The organism is Streptomyces sp. CAU 1734 (assembly GCF_039888735.1).
In the GTDB taxonomy this organism is placed as follows: domain Bacteria; phylum Actinomycetota; class Actinomycetes; order Streptomycetales; family Streptomycetaceae; genus Streptomyces.
On the sequence record NZ_JBDQQP010000005.1, the window covers coordinates 211353 to 229692 of the forward strand.

Consider the following 18340-nt stretch of genomic DNA (forward strand, 5'->3'; position numbering starts at 1 on the left):
AGCCCATGCCCCGGGGGTGACCGGGCGCGGCACGCGTCCCGGAGGCCGCCGAGCGCACCTCGCGTGCACTCTTTTGTCCGACATTCACAACAACTGCATATCGTCTCCGGTTTCCCGGGCGTGTCGCGCCATCAGGGCTGATAAGCAGATGACACCCGGGGGCCTGTCGATGTGGATACCCCTGTGCGCCCTGTCCAGGAGGTACCCCCCGTATGGCCCAGCAGCACCCCACCGTGCCCGCCCCCGCCGCCGACCCCGGTCTCGACCGGCTCAGGACCGTCCTCGACGGCTGGCGGAACTCCCTGCTCGACCTGGGGGGACGGAACCGGCTGCTGAACTTCCGCCACACCAGAACCGCCACACTCGAAGTCACCTCCCCGGACGCCGCCGCCCTGCTCTCCGGCCTCACCCGGGGCTGGGACTTCGCCCCCGTCGCCCCCGAGGCCGACACCGACACCGGCCATGACCCGGGGGACGGGGACACCGGCCGCCCCGCCACCGCCCGTTCCCGGCGCGCCGGCACCCCCGGCCTGATCACCCAGAAGACCAGCCAGGCGGGGCTCGACAGCTCCCTCCACCAGCTCCGCCAGAAGTCCGGCCTGATGTTCAACGACTACGGCCTGTGGACCCTCTGGCTCGGTGTCGGCATGGTGGACTGGCGCGAGCCCGGCGCCCAGGAGAGCAGTTCGGCCCCGCTCCTGCTGGTCCCCGTGGAACTGCGCCGGGACGCGAACCGCCGCTACCGCCTGCACCCCGCCGACGGCCAGGACCGCGCCCACAATCCCGCACTCGCCGTCAGACTGGACCACCTCGGAGTCGACTGGACCCCGGTCACCGACACGGATGTCACCGACCTGCCCGCCGTGCTCGCCGCCGCCCGCCGCATCGCCGCCGAACAGAAGGGCTGGCGCGTCGAGGACCGGGTGGTCCTCGGACTCTTCGCCTCGCACCGGGAGGCCATGTACCAGGACCTCCAGCAGAACGAGGACCGCATCCTCGCCCACCCCCTGGTGCGCGCCGTCGCCCTCGGCCCCGACGCCGGGCTCCCCGACGACCTGATCGGCTTCGAACCCCCGGAGCTGGACCGCATCGACGAACTCCAGCTCCCCGAGCGCACCCCGCTCGTCCTGGACGCCGACGCCTCCCAGCGCCAGTGCATCGCCGCCGCCCTCGACAAGCGCTCCTTCGTGATGAGCGGCCCGCCCGGCACCGGCAAGAGCCAGACCATCACCAATATGATCGCCGCCCTGATGCACGCGGGCCGCAGCGTCCTCTTCGTCAGCGAGAAGGCCGCGGCCCTCGATGTCGTGCGCAACCGGCTCCGCGGCGTCGGCCTCGGCGACTCCGTACTCGCCCTGCACAGCGGTACCACCGGCAAGAAGGCCGTCGCGACCGAACTCGCCCGGGTCCTCACCACCGAGGCCAGGGTCACCGGAGCGGCCGAGCACGAACTGGAGCGCGCCCGCACCCTCCGCGAGGAGCTCTCCGCGTACGCCGCCGCGATGAACACCGTGCGGGAGCCGATCGAGCGCACCCTTCACGACGTCCTGGGCAGGCTGGTCCGGCTGGATCTCGACGGCACCCCGCACATTCCGCTCTCCGCCGCGCACACCGCCACCGTCCGCACCCTCAGCGCGGGCGCCCTCCAGGAACTCGACGCCGCCGCCCGCGCCATCAGCCGGGCCTGGCGCCCCGCCGCCGAGGGCGACTCCTTCCCCTGGCGCGGCCTCACCGGAACCGCCGCGCTCCAGGCCGCCGCCGAGGCCCGGGAAGCCCTGGACGCCCTCCGCACCGCCGCCGCCCGCCGCCCCTTCCCCGGCCACGGCACGGCGCCCCGCTCCGCCCGCGAGATCCAGCAGACCGTACGCGCCGCCGGCGCCGCCCTCCCCGGTCACACCACCGCCCCCGACGCCGTGCTCCCCGACGATGTCACCCCGCACCTCGGCCGGCTCGCCGACCTCTTCGGACTCCCCGCCCCCGCCACCCCCGAAGCGGCCTCCGCCCTCTGCGAACTCGCCGATCTCACCGCATCCGGCCACCGCCCGCCGCCGGGCTGGTTCGACGCCGACACCCTCCGCCAGGCCCAGCTCGCCGCCCAGGAGCTCCGCCACGCCCTCGACACCGAGACCGCGGCCCGCGCCGCCGCCGGGGACGTCTTCGGCGAGCAGGTCCTCACCGCCGCCGATCTGCCCGGCCTCGCGGAGCGGTTCGCCGGGCCGCACCGCGGCATGCTGGCCCGCTTCTCCGCCGCCTTCAAGGCGGACCGGGCCGCCGTCACCGCCCTCACCCGTAACGGAGCCTGGGACAAGTCCCTCCCCGGCCGGCTGCCCGAGGCCCTCGCCTGGCAGACCGCGGCCGCCGAGGTCACCCGGCTCGCAGACCGGCACACCGGACTGCTCGGCCGCTGGACCCCGCGCACCCCGGATGACATCGCCCCGCTGCGCCAAGCCCTCGCCACCGCCGACCGGATAGCCGTCCTGGGCCGGGACAGCACCCGGCCCGAGGCCCTGGCGGACCAGCTCGCCGACCACGGCACCACCGACACCGACAGCCTTCCCGGACTCCTCGCCGACACCGTCCGCCGCTCACTCGGCGACTGGTGCGCGATCACCACCCGCCGCGCGGAGCGCTGGACCGCCGCCCTCGACGCCCTGCTCGGGCTCTTCGACACCCCGCGCCGGGCCCAGCTCTCCGCAGCCCTCCTCGGCCCCCTCGACGAGGCGGGCGAGACCATCGGCGTCCTCCTCGCCGACCCGCACGGCCCCGACGAATGGCGCACCCACCGCGACGGCGTCGCCGTCCTCGCCCGCCACGGCGCCGCCGAGCTGGTCACCACCGCCGCCGAGCGCGGAATCGCCCCGCGTCTCCTCGCCGACGTCGTCGAACAGTCCGTGCTCCGCTCCTGGGCCGACGGCGTCCTCGCCGCCGACACCCGGCTGCGCCACACCCGCTCCGACGATCTCGACGCCCGGGTCACCGACTTCCGCGAGGCCGACCGCCGACTGGTCGCCGCCGCGAGCGGGGCCGTCATCGAAGCCTGCAACCAGCGCCGCCCGCGCCGGTTCGGCAGCGGCGGCGGCGCCCTGATCACCAAGGAGGCCGAGAAGAAGACCCGCCACCTCCCGGTGCGCGAACTCCTCGGCCGGACCCGGGAGATCGTCCAGGCGATCAAGCCGTGCTTCATGATGAGCCCGCTCACCGTGAGCCAGTTCCTCCCCGCCGACTACCACTTCGACGTGGTCGTCTTCGACGAGGCGTCCCAGGTGCGCCCCGGCGACGCCGTCAACTGCATCTACCGGGCGGGCAGCCTGATCGTCGCCGGTGACGACAAGCAGCTCCCGCCCACCTCGTTCTTCGACTCCTCCGTCGAGGACACCTCCGACGAGTACGACGAGGACGTCCCCGACTCCTTCGAATCGCTCCTCCACGCCTGCAAGGCCGGCGCCATGCGGGAGCTCTCCCTCCGCTGGCACTACCGCAGCCGCCACGAGGACCTGATCACCTTCAGCAACCGCGAGTTCTACCGCAACTCGATGATCACCTTCCCCGGCGCACTCGACCAGGGGAATGACGTCGGGGTGGCCTTCCTCAAGGCCGACGGGGTGTACGACAAGGGCGGGCGCCGCGACAACCGCGCCGAGGCCGAGTACGTCGCCCGGCGCGTCATCCACCACTTCGACACCCGCCCGGGCATGACCCTGGGTGTCGTCGCCCTCTCCCAGGCGCAGGCGTCCGCGATCGACCAGGCCGTCCAGCAGGCCCGGATCGACCGCCCCGACCTCGAACACCGCTTCACCGAGGACCGTCTCGACGGCTTCTTCGTCAAGAACCTGGAGTCGGTCCAGGGTGATGAACGCGATGTGATGATCATGTCCATCGGCTACGGCCCCGATGAACACGGCGTCCTCGGACTGAACTTCGGCCCCATCAACAAGAGCGGCGGCTGGCGCCGTCTCAATGTCGCAGTCACCCGCGCCCGCCACCGCATGGAGGTCGTCGCCTCCTTCTCCGGCGCGAGCCTCGCCGACAGCCCCAATGAGTCGATCCAGTATCTGAAGCGCTATCTGGAGTACGCGGAGCACGGCCCCGCCGTGCTCGCCCGCGATGTGATCCAGTCCGACGCGGAGCCGGACAGCCCCTTCGAGGAGTCCGTGCTCGCCGTCCTGGAGAGCTGGGGCCACAAGGTGCAGCCCCAGGTCGGGGTGGCCGGTTACCGTATCGACCTCGGTCTGCGCCATCCCGAACTGCCCGGTTCCTATGCCCTCGGCATCGAGTGCGACGGTGCCATGTACCACTCGTCCAAGACCGCCCGGGACCGCGACCGGCTGCGTGAACAGGTGCTGAACGGCCTCGGCTGGCGGCTCCACCGCATCTGGGGCACCGACTGGTACCGGGGCCGGGCGGCGGCCGAGCTCCGGCTGCGCGAGGCGGTCGACCGGGCCATCGCCCGCGGACCGCTCAACGGCTCCGCGGCCGGTCCCGCGGAGCCCGCCGCGCCCGCCGAGACGCCGGAGATCGCCTATGAGCGGGTCCCGGTCGACACCGCCGCCCCGCCGGAGTGGAGCGCTCCGTACCGCTCCGCCGCCCCGGTCGCCGAATCCGGGTACGAACTCCACACCCCCGAGGCCCGCCCGGAGCTGCGGCGGGTGCTCACCGAGATCATCACGGCCGAGGGCCCCATCCATGAGGAACTCCTGGTGACCCGGGCCCGCGAGGCATGGGGCGTGGGCCGCGCCGGAGCCCGGATCAGGGAGAACGTCGCCACGGCCGCGGCGGGCCTGGTCCGCAGGGGGGTCGCGGTCAATGACGGCGAGTTCTACGATCTGGCCGGCCGGCCCGAGCTGAGGGCCCGCCGCCCGGAGGGCGACGCCGGAGTGCGGAAGATCCACCAGATCGCCCCCGCCGAGCGCCGGCTCGCCCTGTGCCAACTGGCGGCGGAGTGCCCGGGGATGTCACAGGACGAGCTGATCCGGCAGGCGGTCGAGTTCTTCGGCTGGCGCCGGGCGGGCAAGGACATCCGGGACGGGCTGGTGTCGGACATCGCCGCTCTCCAGCGGGAACGCCGTCTCGGCGGCGGCCCGGGCCGGATCACCGCGGTCGTCTGAACGGACTCCCGGTCATTGGAAGGGACCGGCTGTGTGAACGGACTCCCGGTCGTTTGAAGGGCCCCCGGGCTGTGCGAACGGGCTCCCGGTCGTTTGGACGCGCCGCCGGACCGCCCGGTCCGGCGGCCGGGGGGCCGCCGTCACTCCCGTCCGAGCCGTTTTCCCCCGAAGGTTCCCGCCGCGTCCGCCCGCTTCCACCAGGCGTCGAGACCGCCGCGGTCCAGTGCCGACCACCGCGGGGTGTGCTCCACCAGCCCGCTGCCCAGCCGCCGGCCGAGCTCCACCATGGCGCGTCCCGCGGTCTCCCGCGCGGCGCCATATCCGGCCAGCGCTTCCGGAATGCCGGTGTCCGAGGCCGTGCGCAGGGCGGATTCCAGCAGAGCCGCGTCCTGGAGGGCCTTGACCGCCCCGGCACCGGTGTGCGGGCGGGCGACCGCCGCCGCGTCGCCCACCAGGGCCAGCCGGGCGGTGACCCCGGGGCTCGCGGCGAAGTCGTACATCGGCTGGACGAGGAGCTCACCGGGGGCCGTCAGCCCGGTCAGCTCGGCCCAGAAGGGCGGAAGGTGTTCTTCCGTCAGCCGGGCCAGATGGGAGTGGAGCGCTTCGCCGAGGGTCCCGGGCGGCAGACTCGTCGGCGTCGCGAGGGGGATGCCGAGCCCCGGCGGCGGGGCCGAGTAGAGCACCCAGTTGACCCGGTGGCCGCCGGAGCCGTCCGGAATGCGGTAGATCACCACATGCCCGCCCCGGAACACCACATACGCGACCGTCGTCTTCTCCCAGAGCCCCGGATCGGGCAGCCGCCGCTCCGGATAGGCGCCGCGCCAGGCCAGATATCCGGCGTACTCCGGGCGCACCGCCGGACAGACCGCCGCCCGGACGGCCGAGCGATAGCCGTCCGCCCCGATCACCAGGCCGTAGTGGTCGGCGCCGGCCGCCGTACGGAGCTCCGCGCCCGTCCGGGTCCCGACGACTCCGGTCACCTCCGAAGACGTCCGGAAGGCCACCTCCGCCGGCAGCCGGGAGCGCAACTCGCGCCACAGCGGGCCCCAGTTGTACGAGCGGAACGGAAACGCGTCCGAGCCGATGAGCCGGCCCAGCGGATCGCCGCCGCCCCCGGGCGCACGGGTGTACCAGCACCGTTCGGCCAGCCGGGACCACTCCATCGCCGAGTCGAGATATCCGGCGGCCTCCAGTTCGGCGTACCGCCCCTCGTGGACCGCGATCCCGACACCCCGGTCGGCGAGATCGCCCGAAGTGCGTTCATACACGGTGATGTCGGTGAGACCCGCGCGGTGTGCGGCGAGAGCCGCCGCACAGCCGCCGATGCTGCCGCCCACGATGCCGACGCGCACTCTGCTCATGCACGCATCATGGCAGCGCGCGCCGTCCGGGGCGCCGTCCTTACGGGGGCGTGTCGGCCGCGATCAGCCGGCCAGCACCTCATAGGCGCCCAGGGTCAGAAACTCCTCGTACTCCTCGTCCAGCGCGACCTTCAGGAACAGGTCGTGCGCCTGCCGCCACCGGCCCGCGCCGAAGGCATCCGCTCCCAACTCCTTCCGTACGGAGTCCAGTTCGGCGGCGGCCAGGGAGCGGACCAGCTCCGGGGTGGCCCGCTCGCCGTTCTCGAAGACGACACCGGCGTTGATCCACTGCCAGACCTGGGAGCGCGAGATCTCGGCGGTGGCGGCGTCCTCCATCAGGTTCAGGATCGCGACCGCGCCGGTGCCCCGCAGCCATGCCTCGATATAGCGGATGCCCACCTGAACGGCGTTGCGCAGACCGGCGAATGTCGGCTTCGCCTCCAGCGATCCGAGATCGATCAGCTCACCGGCCGAGACCGAGACATCCTCGCGGAGCCGGTCCTTCTGGTTCGGCTTCGCGCCCAGGACCGCGTCGAAGGAGGCCATGGCGATCGGCACCAGATCCGGGTGCGCGACCCAGGAGCCGTCGAAGCCGTCGGCGGCCTCCCGGTCCTTGTCCGCCCGCACCTTCTCGAAGGCCACCCGGTTGACCTCCGCGTCGCGCCGCGAGGGGATGAAGGCCGCCATGCCGCCGATGGCATGCGCGCCGCGCCGGTGGCAGGTGCGCACCAGGAGTTCGGTGTACGCGCGCATGAAGGGCGCCGTCATGGTGACCGCGTTGCGGTCCGGGAGCACGAACGCGGGCCCCGCGTCGCGGAAGTTCTTGATGATCGAGAAGAGATAGTCCCAGCGCCCGGCATTGAGCCCGGACGCGTGGTCGCGCAGCTCGTACAGGATCTCGTCCATCTCGTACGCGGCGGTGATGGTCTCGATCAGGACCGTGGCGCGGATGGTGCCCCGGGGGATGCCGAGCCGGTCCTGGGCGAAGACGAAGATGTCGTTCCAGAGGCGGGCCTCCAGATGCGACTCGGTCTTCGGGAGATAGAAGTAGGGCCCCTTGCCGAGATCGAGCAGGCGCCGGGCGTTGTGGAAGAAGTAGAGGCCGAAGTCGACCAGCGCGCCGGGGATCCGGCTGCCGTCGGCCGCCCTGAGATGGCGCTCCGTCAGATGCCAGCCGCGCGGGCGCACCACGGCGGTGGCCAGCTCGGCGGCGGGGCGCAGGGCGTACCGCTTTCCGGTGCGCTCATCGGTGAAGTCGATCCGGCGCTCGTACGCGTCCATCAGATTCAGCTGGCCCAGGACGACGTTCTCCCAGGTGGGGGCGGAGGCGTCCTCGAAATCCGCGAGCCAGACCCGGGCACCGGAGTTGAGGGCGTTGACGGTCATCTTGCGGTCGGTGGGGCCGGTGATCTCGACCCGGCGGTCGGTCAGGGCCTCGGGCGCGGGGGCGACCCGCCAGGAGCCGTCCGCGCGGATGGCGGCGGTCTCGGGAAGGAAGTCCAGGGTGCCGCTCCGGGCAATCCCGGCGCGGCGCACGGCCCGCCGGGCGAGCAGCTCGTCCCGGCGCGGGGTGAAACAGCGGTGCAGCTCGGCCACGAAGGCGAGGGCGGCTTCCGAGAGTACCTCCGCCTGCCGGGGCAGGGGCTCGGCGTCGATCACGACGGGATGCGGCGACGGGGACGGCGCTGGTGCGGACATGAGCGTTCACTTCCTTCGGCGGACCCGGCAGGGACGGTACTTCTGTGCTGTCTTTCTGTTCTGCGGATTTTAGATTCCTCATAGTGGAAGAACAAGGCCGTGCCGGTGGGGTGGGCCCGCCGTCATTCCTCCAGCCGGCCGAGGTCGTCCGGGGTGTCGATGTCATACGCGTCGGCGATGTCACCGCACTCCACCAGGACCAGCGACGCCGCGTGGGCCGCCAGATGGGCCCGGGCTCCCCGGTCGCCGCCGGCGCTCTCGGCGACCGCCGGCCAGCGGTCCGCGCCAATGAGCACGGGATGGCCCCGCTCGCCTCGGTAGACCGCTGTGACCAGGGAGTTCCGGGAGGTGTACGCGGCACGCACCCGCGCCACGGCCGGGGCTCCGATGCCCGGCTGGTCCACCAGGCAGACCAGCACCGCATCGCCGGCCCGGCCGAGGGACCGGAGCCCGGCGCGCAGGGAGGAGCCCATGCCCAGGGCCCACTCCGGGTTGTCGATGAGCACACAGCCGGAGAGATCGGCCTCCGCGCGGACTCTCTCCGCCTCGGCGCCCAGCACGATGTGGACCGGGTCGCAGCCGCCCGCGCGCAGGGCCCGTACGGCGTGTTCGACAAGCGGCCGGCCCCGGTGCCGCAGCAGCGCCTTCGGGAATCCGCCGAGCCGCCGCCCGCCGCCGGCCGCGAGCAGCAGACCGGCGACGGCGCCCCGCGGTTCCGCCGTCCGGTCGTGGTCTGAAGATGTCATGGGGATTCCCTATCCCATTCCACCGTGCTCATGACGTTCGCGGCGGGGGAGTGCCTGTCACCCTCGGTGACCGGTGCCCGCGGGGGTGTCGGCCGCTGCTCCGGCTCCGGCCCAGTCGGTGCGGGGGCGGATGCGGTCGGCGCGGGAATGGCCGGAATCCCTGTGATGACGGGTGGTGGGGGCCGTTGGGCGTCATGTCCTGAAAACGACTGTACGAATGCCGCTCATCCGTGCGATCACGGCGTGATGGCGCCCAATGGGCGCGGTGTTTCTCTGCTTCTGCCCCGCTTTACGAGCGTAATGGCAGGTGGCGCCGTGAATTCTCGCGGTTGGGGAGGACCGCAGAATCGTCACTTTTGAGATGACCGTTTGGCGCAATAGGAGAGAAGTCTTGCAGCCGTCGTTCTGAATTCGGTCGGTTGAGTGGCGCGTACCGTACCTCATGGCGTTAACTTGCCCGCAACTCTGGGTGGTTGACTGTCGACTGACCGTCGTGGAACCGGCTCCAGGGGTGTGCGAGGGGGGAGAGCTTTGTTGCGGAGCGTGGGGCAGGCGCCGGTGACAGGCAGCGGAGAGGATCCGAGGGCTTCGGCGCTCGGAAACGCGGTGGCCCGGCTGCGCCGGGAACTCGCCGGGCATCCGGGCAAGTTCTCCGACCGTGGCATCGCGGAGGACGAACTGGCCGTACTCGCGGGGATGGCGGCGAGCGGGGCGATCGAGGTGCCCAGGATGCGGCGGTCACTGCTGCTGATCGCGGGCGCGATCGGCTCGGTGAGCGCACTGGTGCCCGCGCTGATGCAGGTCCGGAAGGCGGTGGACCTCTTCGGGGGCGTTCCGCGCTAGCCATCCGGGGCGGTGACCCTCTCCGGGCCGGCTGTGGCGGGTGGCCCGTCCCGGGTGGATCCGGCCTCCCGGCCGGCCTTCGCGGGCGCCGGCATGCTCCGGGACGGTGGTCTCCGGCGGTGGATCCCGGCGGCGGTGGATCCCGCGTGGGCGGGCCGGCCGGTCAGCCCGCCGCTGTGCCGTTGTCCGCCAGGGCGGCCGAGAGCTCGCGGGCTACCTGCTGAAGTACCGGGACGATGCGCTCGGTGGCCGAGTCCGTCACCCGGCCCGCCGGTCCCGAGATCGAAATCGCCGCCGCCGTGGGCGAATCGGGCACCGGGACGGCCAGACAGCGGACTCCGATCTCCTGCTCGTTGTCGTCCACCGCGTACCCCGTGCGCCGCACCTCCTCCAGTGCGCGCAGAAACTCCTCAGGGGTGGTGATCGTCTTCTCGGTGGCGGCTGGCATGCCCGTCCTGGCCAGCAGTGCCCGCACCTCGTGGGGCGGGGTGTTCGCCAGCAGGGCCTTGCCGACGCCGGTGGAATGGGGCAGCACCCGCCGCCCCACCTCGGTGAACATCCGCATCGAGTGCTTCGACGGCACCTGCGCCACATAGACGATCTCGTCGCCGTCGAGCAGGGCCATGTTCGCCGTCTCGCCGGTCGCCTCCACCAGCTTGGCCAGTGAGGGCCGGGCCCAGGTGCCGAGCAGCCGCGAAGCCGATTCGCCGAGCCGGATCAGCCGCGGCCCGAGCGCGTACCGGCGGTTGGGCTGCTGGCGCGCGTAACCGCATCCCACCAGCGTCCGCATCAGCCGGTGAATGGTCGGCAGCGGCAGCCCGCTGCTCGCCGCCAGCTCGCTCAGCCCGACCTCGCCGCCCGCGTCGGCCATTCTCTCCAGCAGATCGAAGGCGCGCTCCAGGGACTGGACACCGCCGCTCTGCGCGGATCTGGCGGCGCCGGAGGTGCTGGAGCTGGACGTCGGCACGGGGGACGGGTCCTTTCGGGCGGGCGGAACAGGTCAGCAGCCTACCCGGGTGCCCCCGCCACCCGTCCTCCGCGCGGAGCCCGCCGGGCGGAGGTGACCTTGACGGACCGGGCGGGCCCATGAACACTCCTTCAACAGTTCGTTGAAATTCGGATATATGTCTGAAGGGAGAACGAATGGCCGGAGACGGGGTGCGTCTGATGCTGCGCTCCACCCGGGTGGTCACCCCGGACGGGATCCGGGCCGCCACGATCGCCGTCGCGGACGGGCGCATAGCGGCACTGCTGCCGTACGACACCCGAATACCGTCCTCCGCGCGGCTGGAGGACATGGGGGACGACGCCGTACTCCCCGGCCTCGTCGACACCCATGTCCATGTGAACGACCCCGGCCGCACCGCCTGGGAAGGATTCCCGGCCGCCACCCGCGCCGCGGCGGCCGGTGGTGTCACCACCCTGCTCGACATGCCCCTCAACTCGCTCCCGCCGACCACCACCGTTGCCGGCCTGCGGGCCAAACAGCGGGCCGCCCGCGACCGGGTCCATGTCGACACCGGCTTCTGGGGCGGGGCGATACCGGGGAACCTGCCGGATCTGCGTCCGCTCCACGACGCCGGTGTCTTCGGCTTCAAATGCTTTCTGTCGCCCTCCGGGGTGGAGGAGTTCCCGGAACTCGACGCGGACCGACTCACCCGCGCGCTCACGGAACTCACCGGATTCGGCGAACCCGGCGGCTCCGGTTCCGCCGGTGCGGCGGCCGGCCCCGGGGCGCTGCTGATCGTGCACGCCGAAGACCCGGGCCGGCTCACCCCGCAGCGCCCCGGGCCCCGGTACGCCGACTTCCTCGCCTCCCGGCCCCGCGACTCCGAGAACACCGCGATCGCGCTGCTCATCGAGCGCGCCCGGCGGCTGAACGCCCGGATCCATGTCCTCCATCTCTCCTCCGGAGACGCCCTGCCGCTGATCGCCGCGGCGAGGGCCGGCGGAGTGCGCGTCACCGCCGAGACCTGTCCGCACTTCCTCACCCTCACCGCCGAGGAGATTCCGGACGGGGCGACCGAGTTCAAGTGCTGCCCGCCCATCCGGGAGGCCGCCAACCGGGACGCGCTCTGGGCCGGTCTCGCCGACGGCACCATCGACTGCGTGGTCTCCGACCACTCACCCTGCACGGCCGATCTGAAGACCGCCGACTTCGACTCCGCCTGGGGCGGCATCTCCTCGCTCCAGCTCGGCCTCCCCATCGTCTGGACCGAGGCCCGGCGGCGCGGCCACACCGTGGCGGACGTGGCCCGCTGGATGTCCACGGCCCCCGCCCGGCTGGCCGGACTCCATCGCAAGGGCGCGATCGAGCCGGGCCGCGACGCCGACTTCGCCGTGCTCGCGCCCGGCGCCGGTTTCACCGTCGACCCGGCCCGGCTCCACCACCGCAACCCGATCACCGCCTACGCGGGCCGGACACTGCACGGAGTGGTCCGCTCGACCTGGCTGCGCGGCACCCGTGTCGCCGTGAACGGCACCGTCTCCGCACCGATCGGCCGACTGCTCGAAAGGGACAACTGAACATGTCCATTCCCTCCTTCACCGGTGCCGCCCGGCCCTATGCCGGCGGCGACCCCTATGCCGACTACCGCACCGCCGGCTTTCCCTTCACCCACCACACCGATCTCGCCGCCCGAGGGCTCGGCGGGGCGGTCATCGCGGCGAACGACGAGTTCTTCGCCGAACGCGAGAATCTGCTGAAACCCGGGCGCGCCCACTTCGACCCGGAGCACTTCGGCCACAAGGGAAAGATCATGGACGGCTGGGAGACCCGCCGGCGGCGAGGCGTCTCGGCCGGCCGTCCGCACCCCGCCGAGGATGACCACGACTGGGCGCTGATACGGCTGGGGGCGCCCGGTGTGGTCCACGGCATCGTCGTCGACACCGCGCACTTCCGGGGCAATCACCCCCGGGCCGTGTCGATCGAGGCCACCGCCCTGCCGGGGACCCCCTCCCCGGAGGAACTGCTCGCGGCCGGCGTGGTCTGGACAGCACTCGTCCCCCTCGCGGTCATCGGCGGTCACGCGGCCAACGGCTTTCCGGTCGGCGTCCGGCGCCGCTTCACCCATCTGCGGCTCAATCAGCACCCCGACGGCGGCATCGCCCGCCTCCGGGTGCACGGAGAGGTGGTCGCCGACCCCGCCTGGCTCGAAGTGCTGCGCACCTTCGACCTGGTGGCGCTGGAGAACGGCGGGCAGGTGACGGACGCCTCCGACCGCTTCTACTCACCGGCCGAGAACACCATCCGGCCCGGCCGCTCCCGGCGGATGGACGAGGGCTGGGAGACCCGCCGGCGCCGGGACCCCGGCAACGACTGGATCCAGTACCGCCTGGCCGAACGCTCCCTGATCCGCGCGGTGGAGATCGACACCGCCTGCCTCAAGGGAAACAGCGCCGGATGGGCCGCCGTCTCCGTCCGGGACGGCGGGAGCGGCGGCTGGAACCGGATCGTCCCGACGGCCCGGCTCCAGCCCGACACCAACCACCGCTTCACCCTGGCGGAGCCCGTCACCGGCAGCGAGGCGCGGATCGACATCCACCCCGACGGCGGCATCTCCCGGCTGCGAATCCTCGGCTCCCTGACCGGCGACGGCACCCGCCGCCTGCGGAGCCGCTACCGCGAACTGGGCGGCGGCACAACCGAACCGCCGCGCTGATCCGCCCCGCGCCGGCCGTCCCGCCTCGCGCCGCGCCGGCCGTCCCGCCTCGCGCCGCGTCGGCCGGTCCTGTGCCGCGCCGGCCGTCTCGCCTCGTGCCATGTCGGCCGGTCCCGTGCCGCGCCGGCCGGGACCGCCCGGCGCGGGACGGGACCGGGTGCGGACCGACGCGGTCCGGGTGAGGACCGGCGGCTGAGGCGTCACGGCGCCGCCGGTTCCCGCGTCACGCCGCGTGGCCGCCGTCCACGCGGAGCTCCGCTCCCGTCACCTCCGCCGACTCGCTCCCCGCCGGACACGCCACCGGCGAATGCCATCTCCTCCGTCCTTCCGGCTTCTCCGTCCCTCCGTACCGCCCCCGTGCCGTCCTCGCCCGCAGACCGTCCGCCCGGGGACTGTCCGCCGGATGCCTGCCGGTGTCGACCGGGGCCCGGGCGGACCCGGTTCACGGTGATGCCCCGGGGCCGCCTCGCGGGCCAGTGCCTCGGCCGGTCCCGCCGGCGCGGACTTGATCCCCCGCCCGTCACCGGACAGCGGAGCTGTCCCGGCCGTCTGTCTCCCCCTGTCATCCGGCTGATGAGCGGGGGAAACCCGCGCCCGGAGCCCCGTGCCGGCGGCAACCGGACACGTCATCCGCCCCGGCCGATGACTTTCGCGCCCGCCCGGAGTCTCAGCTGTTGACACCCGGGCACCACACACCCCGTGTCCGACTTCGGAACCATCACCATCATTGGCATCATTCGCACCACTGACACAGCACCCATACCGCTGATCTCAGGGGAAGCAGGGAACGATCATGGCTCAGCTCTCCATCACCACTTTCGTCACGCTCGACGGCGTCATGCAGGCACCCGGCGGACCCGAGGAGGACACCAGCGGCGGCTTCGCCCTCGGCGGCTGGTCGGTCCCGTACGGGGACGAGGACTTCGGCCGGTTCATGACGGAGGTCTTCGACCGCGCGGGTGCCTTTCTGCTCGGCCGCCGCACGTATGACATTTTCGCCGGTTACTGGCCGAAGATGACCGACCCGGACGATCCGATCGCCTCACGGCTCAACTCCCTCCCGAAATACGTCGCCTCCAGGACGCTCAAGGACCCCGAATGGGCGGGCACCACCGTCATCGGGGGTGACCTCGCGCGGGAGGTGGCCGAGGTGAAGGAGGGTCTCTCCGACGGCGAGCTCCAGGTGCACGGCAGCGGCAGACTGGCCCACGCGCTCATGGCCCACGATCTGGTCGACACCCTTCACCTCCTGGTCTTCCCGGTCGTCCTCGGCACCGGTCTGCGCCTCTTCGCCGACGGCGCCGTGCCCGCCGCCTACCGGCACAAGTCCGCGCGCACCACGGCGGCGGGCGTCGCCATCCACACCTATGAGGCCGCGGGCCGTCCCGAATTCGGCAGTTACTGAGCCACGGCCGCACGGCCCGCCGGGATCGCGGCCCCATCGCACCCGTTACCGGCCCCGGTTGGCGATCATCACGGTGCCGAAGCCCGCTACGGTCATGACTATGTAGGTGAACAGGGCCCTGTCCGCGAGAAAATCCACCTGCTCCGTAAGGAAGCGGGTGAAGCCCATAAAGCTGAACCAGCCGTCCGTCAGCTCGCGGAGCACTCCGCAGCCGCCGATGAACACCAGCAGCCCGCCAAATCCCTCAAGGGTCCTCTTCGTCATGCACCGATCGTCCGGCCCGGCCGTCCGCCCGCACATCGGTCCTCGGGATATGCCGCGGAGCCGAAAGTCTCCGGTGCTCCAACTTTGGTAGCTTCCCGGGTTCCCGGGCCACCGGAACCCGTCACGGCTGCGTAGTTTTGCCTCCATGACGCGTACGGAATACCGCTGGCTGCTGCCCTCCGCGATGGCGGACCCCTCCGCCGCCGAGCTGCCCGGTGCCGGATCGGCCGGGGCGGAGTCCGGGGCCGGGTCCGGTGCCCCGGGCCGGGGCAGGGCCCGGCGGACCGTGCGGGACTGGATCGTGGACACCGTCGCCTTCGTGCTCGCCGCCGTCGTCGGCGTGCTCGGCGCCGAGTCGAGCGAGCAGCTGAACGGCCCCGGGGCCGTGGTCTTCCTCGATCAGCTGATGGGTGCCGCGGCCTGCTGCGCGCTCTGGCTGCGGCGGCGCGGGCCGGTGAAGCTGGTGGTGATCCTGGCCGTGCTGACCGTGCTCTCCCCGATAGCGTCCGGCGCTTTTGTCGTCAGTCTCTTCAGCGTGGCCGTGCACCGGCCCTTCCGGCCGGTCGCCCTGCTCACCGGGCTGGGGCTGCTGGTCGCCTGTGTCCAGCCCTTCGTGCGCAGGGACCCGAGCCTGAGCGTGGCGGGGGCCATCTGGGGCGGAATCGTCGTCACTCTCCTGGTGATCGCCTGGGGCATGCTGGTGCGCTCCCGCCGGCAACTGGTCGTCGTGCTGCGCGAGCGCGCCCACCGGGCCGAGGCGGAGGCCGAGCTCCGGGCCGAGCAGGCGCAGCGCCTCGCGCGGGAGGCCATCGCCCGTGAGATGCACGATGTCCTCGCCCACCGGCTGACGCTGCTGAGTGTCCACGCCGGTGCGCTGGAGTTCCGGCCCGACGCGCCGCCCGCCGAGGTCGCCCGGGCCGCCGGGGTGATCCGTGACAGCGCCCATGAGGCGCTTCAGGACCTCCGGGAGATCATCGGCGTACTGCGCACACCCGGCGAGAGCGACGGCGCGGACCGGCCGCAGCCCACCCTCGCCACCCTGGAGGCACTGGTGACCGAATCCCGGGAGGCCGGTATGAGCGTTCTGCTCGACAATCGCATCGACGCCCCCTCCGCCGTGCCCGCCGCCACCGGAAGGACCGTCTACCGCATAGCGCAGGAGGCGCTGACCAATGCCCGCAAGCATGCCCCCGGGGCGGCCGTGACCGTGGTGGTGCGGGGCCGGCCGGGCGACGGTGTCGTCGTGGAGGTGGACAACCCGGCGCCGGTGGGAAGGACGGGCGAAGTGCCGGGCTCCGGCCAGGGGCTGATAGGGCTCACCGAGCGGGCGACCCTCGCCGGCGGCAGCCTCCGGCACGGAAGGACGGGTGGCGGCGGATTCCATGTCCGGGCCTGGCTACCTTGGGCGGCATGACTATCCGGTTGCTCGTTGTCGATGATGATCCCCTGGTGCGCGCCGGTCTGGCCTTCATGCTCGGCGGTGCGGCGGACCTGGAGATCGTGGGGGAGGGGGCGGACGGTTCCGAAGTGCCCTCCCTGGTCGACCGGCTGGCCCCCGATGTGGTGCTGATGGACATCCGGATGCCGACGGTGGACGGCCTCACCGCCACGGAGGAGCTGCGGAGCAGGCCGGGCGCCCCCGAGGTCGTCGTCCTGACCACCTTCCACGCCGATGAACAGGTGCTCCGGGCACTGCGGGCCGGTGCGGCCGGATTCGTGCTGAAGGACACGCCACCCGCCGAGATCGTCGCGGCGGTGCGCCGAGTGGCCTCGGGTGATCCGGTGCTCTCACCCGTGGTGACCAGGCAGTTGATGACCCATGTCGCCGATCCGGCCCATGACCGTGCCTCCGATCCGCGGCGCCGCCGCGCCCTGGCCCGGCTCGGGGAGCTGGCGGAGCGGGAGCGCGAGGTGGTGCTGGCCGTGGGCCGGGGCAGGTCCAATGCGGAGATCGCGGCGACGCTCTACATGAGCGTGCCGACCGTGAAGACCCATGTCTCCCGCATCCTTGCCAAGCTGAGCCTGAACAACCGTGTGCAGATCGCCCTGCTGGCGCATGACGCGGGCCTGCTGGACGAGGAGACCTGAGCGCAGACCCCGGGTGCGGGGGCATCCGCACCGGGGAGCCGCCGCACCACCACCGGGGAGTTCGGGCGCCCTCGCCCTCATCCGGCGGGGATCTCCTCCAGCGACACCCGCCTGCGCTCGCGCCGGGAGAGCTCACACGCCTCCGCGATCCGCAGCGCGGTCAGCGCCTCCCGCCCGTCGCAGGGGTTCTCCGCCTCCCCCCGCACCACCCGGATGAAGGCGTCCAGCTCCGCCTCGTACGCGGGCGCGAACCGTTCCAGGAATCCCGGCCACGGCCTCCGCGCGGGCGGCGGGCCGTCCGGTTCGGTCGAGGTGATCGGTGTGCGGTCGCTCAGCCCCACCGAGATCTGGTCCAGCTCGCCCGCGAACTCCATCCGGACGTCGTATCCGGCGCCGTTCAGCCGGGCCGCGGTCGCCGTCGCGAGCGCGCCGCCGTCCAGGGTGAGCACCGCGGCGGCCGTGTCCACATCACCCGCCTCGCGGAACATCGGGGGACCCGCGTCCGAGCCGGTCGCGTACACCTCCACGATCTCCTGCCCGGTCACCCACCGCAGCATGTCGAAGTCATGGACCAGACAGTCGCGGAAGAGGCCCCCCGAAAGGGGCAGATACTCCGCCGGCGGCGGCGCCGGGTCCGCGGTGATCGCCCGTACGGTGTGCAGCCGTCCGAGGAGTCCCGAGCGCAGCCGCGCACGGGCGGCGGTGTACCCGGCGTCGAACCGGCGCATGAATCCGATCTGGAGCGGGGTGCCCGCCGCTTCGGCCTCCCGGAGCGCGGCGAGGGTGCCGGCCAGATCGGCCGCGACGGGTTTCTCGCAGAAGGCCGGCAGCCCCGCCCGGGCCGCGCGGCCGATGAGTCCGGAGTGGGAGGCGGTCGCCGAGGCGATCACCACCGCGTCCACCCCCGTGCGGAAGATCTCCCCGGTGCCGGGCACCGCGGTGGCCCCGGTGCGCTCGGCCACCGAGGCCGCCCGCGCCGGGTCCGCGTCCGCGACGACCAGCGACGTGACCTCCGCATGACGGCTGAGGGCCTCCGCGTGGAAGGCGCCGATACGTCCCGTCCCGATCAGTCCGATGCGCATGGGCCAAAAATGGTGCCGAGCCGGTCACGATGTCAAGACTTTGTCCTGACAACCTGACCTCATGACTTCCCGGCCAACATGTGCGG

At 72.5% G+C, this 18340-nt stretch carries 13 protein-coding genes; 7 read left to right on the forward strand and 6 right to left on the reverse strand.

Annotation, left to right across the window (positions count from 1 at the left end; genetic code table 11):
• Positions 1 to 212 precede the first annotated feature (212 nt).
• On the forward strand, positions 213 to 5105 hold the full coding sequence (locus tag AAFN69_RS11585; protein ID WP_347728304.1) for a DUF3320 domain-containing protein: 4893 nt from the start codon (positions 213 to 215) through the stop codon (positions 5103 to 5105).
• 140 nt (positions 5106 to 5245) lie between these two features.
• Here AAFN69_RS11585 and AAFN69_RS11590 read toward each other — a convergent pair whose 3' ends face one another.
• From AAFN69_RS11590 to AAFN69_RS11600, 3 genes are all read right to left on the reverse strand, one after another.
• The gene (locus tag AAFN69_RS11590) at positions 5246 to 6466 is read right to left on the reverse strand and encodes an FAD-dependent monooxygenase (protein ID WP_347728305.1); all 1221 of its coding nucleotides are present in this window, start codon (positions 6464 to 6466) and stop codon (positions 5246 to 5248) included.
• 63 nt (positions 6467 to 6529) lie between these two features.
• Positions 6530 to 8164: a malate synthase A gene (gene aceB, locus AAFN69_RS11595; protein WP_347728306.1), complete on the reverse strand. Its 1635-nt coding sequence runs from the start codon at positions 8162 to 8164 to the stop codon at positions 6530 to 6532.
• Between the two features lie 122 nt (positions 8165 to 8286).
• The gene (locus tag AAFN69_RS11600) at positions 8287 to 8910 is read right to left on the reverse strand and encodes a nucleotidyltransferase family protein (RefSeq protein WP_347728307.1); all 624 of its coding nucleotides are present in this window, start codon (positions 8908 to 8910) and stop codon (positions 8287 to 8289) included.
• A gap of 531 nt (positions 8911 to 9441) precedes the next feature.
• On the opposite strand from AAFN69_RS11600, the gene AAFN69_RS11605 reads away from it, so the two are divergent.
• Positions 9442 to 9753, forward strand: coding sequence for a DUF5955 family protein (locus AAFN69_RS11605; RefSeq protein ID WP_347728308.1), 312 nt, complete (start codon positions 9442 to 9444; stop codon positions 9751 to 9753).
• 163 nt (positions 9754 to 9916) lie between these two features.
• Here the strand turns inward: AAFN69_RS11605 and AAFN69_RS11610 are convergent, their stop codons facing one another.
• Positions 9917 to 10720, reverse strand: a complete 804-nt coding sequence (locus tag AAFN69_RS11610; RefSeq protein WP_347728309.1) for an IclR family transcriptional regulator — start codon at positions 10718 to 10720, stop codon at positions 9917 to 9919.
• A 176-nt stretch (positions 10721 to 10896) separates the two neighbouring features.
• On the opposite strand from AAFN69_RS11610, the gene allB reads away from it, so the two are divergent.
• The 3 genes from allB (at position 10897) to AAFN69_RS11625 (ending at position 14820) form a co-directional block, all read left to right on the forward strand.
• Positions 10897 to 12279 carry an allantoinase AllB gene (allB, locus tag AAFN69_RS11615; protein WP_347728310.1) on the forward strand — a complete coding sequence of 461 codons (1383 nt, stop codon included), beginning with the start codon at positions 10897 to 10899 and terminating at the stop codon, positions 12277 to 12279.
• A gap of 2 nt (positions 12280 to 12281) precedes the next feature.
• On the forward strand, positions 12282 to 13415 hold the full coding sequence (gene alc / locus AAFN69_RS11620) for an allantoicase (protein WP_347728311.1): 1134 nt from the start codon (positions 12282 to 12284) through the stop codon (positions 13413 to 13415).
• Positions 13416 to 14208: 793 nt separating this feature from the next.
• Positions 14209 to 14820: a dihydrofolate reductase family protein gene (locus AAFN69_RS11625; RefSeq protein WP_347728312.1), complete on the forward strand. Its 612-nt coding sequence runs from the start codon at positions 14209 to 14211 to the stop codon at positions 14818 to 14820.
• A 45-nt stretch (positions 14821 to 14865) separates the two neighbouring features.
• Here the strand turns inward: AAFN69_RS11625 and AAFN69_RS11630 are convergent, their stop codons facing one another.
• Positions 14866 to 15084, reverse strand: a complete 219-nt coding sequence (locus AAFN69_RS11630) for a hypothetical protein (RefSeq protein WP_347728313.1) — start codon at positions 15082 to 15084, stop codon at positions 14866 to 14868.
• Between the two features lie 145 nt (positions 15085 to 15229).
• Here AAFN69_RS11630 and AAFN69_RS11635 point away from each other — a divergent pair, with 145 nt between their 5' ends.
• Both AAFN69_RS11635 and AAFN69_RS11640 read left to right on the forward strand, forming a co-directional pair.
• Complete coding sequence (locus AAFN69_RS11635; protein WP_347728314.1) at positions 15230 to 16498, forward strand: histidine kinase; 1269 nt, start codon at positions 15230 to 15232, stop codon at positions 16496 to 16498.
• Positions 16495 to 17172 (forward strand): response regulator transcription factor, encoded by a 678-nt coding sequence (locus AAFN69_RS11640; protein WP_347728315.1) that lies wholly within the window; start codon positions 16495 to 16497, stop codon positions 17170 to 17172. The genes AAFN69_RS11635 and AAFN69_RS11640 overlap by 4 nt, the downstream gene beginning before the upstream one ends.
• Positions 17173 to 17249: 77 nt before the next feature.
• On the opposite strand, the gene AAFN69_RS11645 is transcribed toward AAFN69_RS11640, so the two are convergent.
• Complete coding sequence (locus tag AAFN69_RS11645; RefSeq protein ID WP_347728316.1) at positions 17250 to 18254, reverse strand: Gfo/Idh/MocA family oxidoreductase; 1005 nt, start codon at positions 18252 to 18254, stop codon at positions 17250 to 17252.
• Between the last annotated feature and the right edge of the window lie 86 nt (positions 18255 to 18340).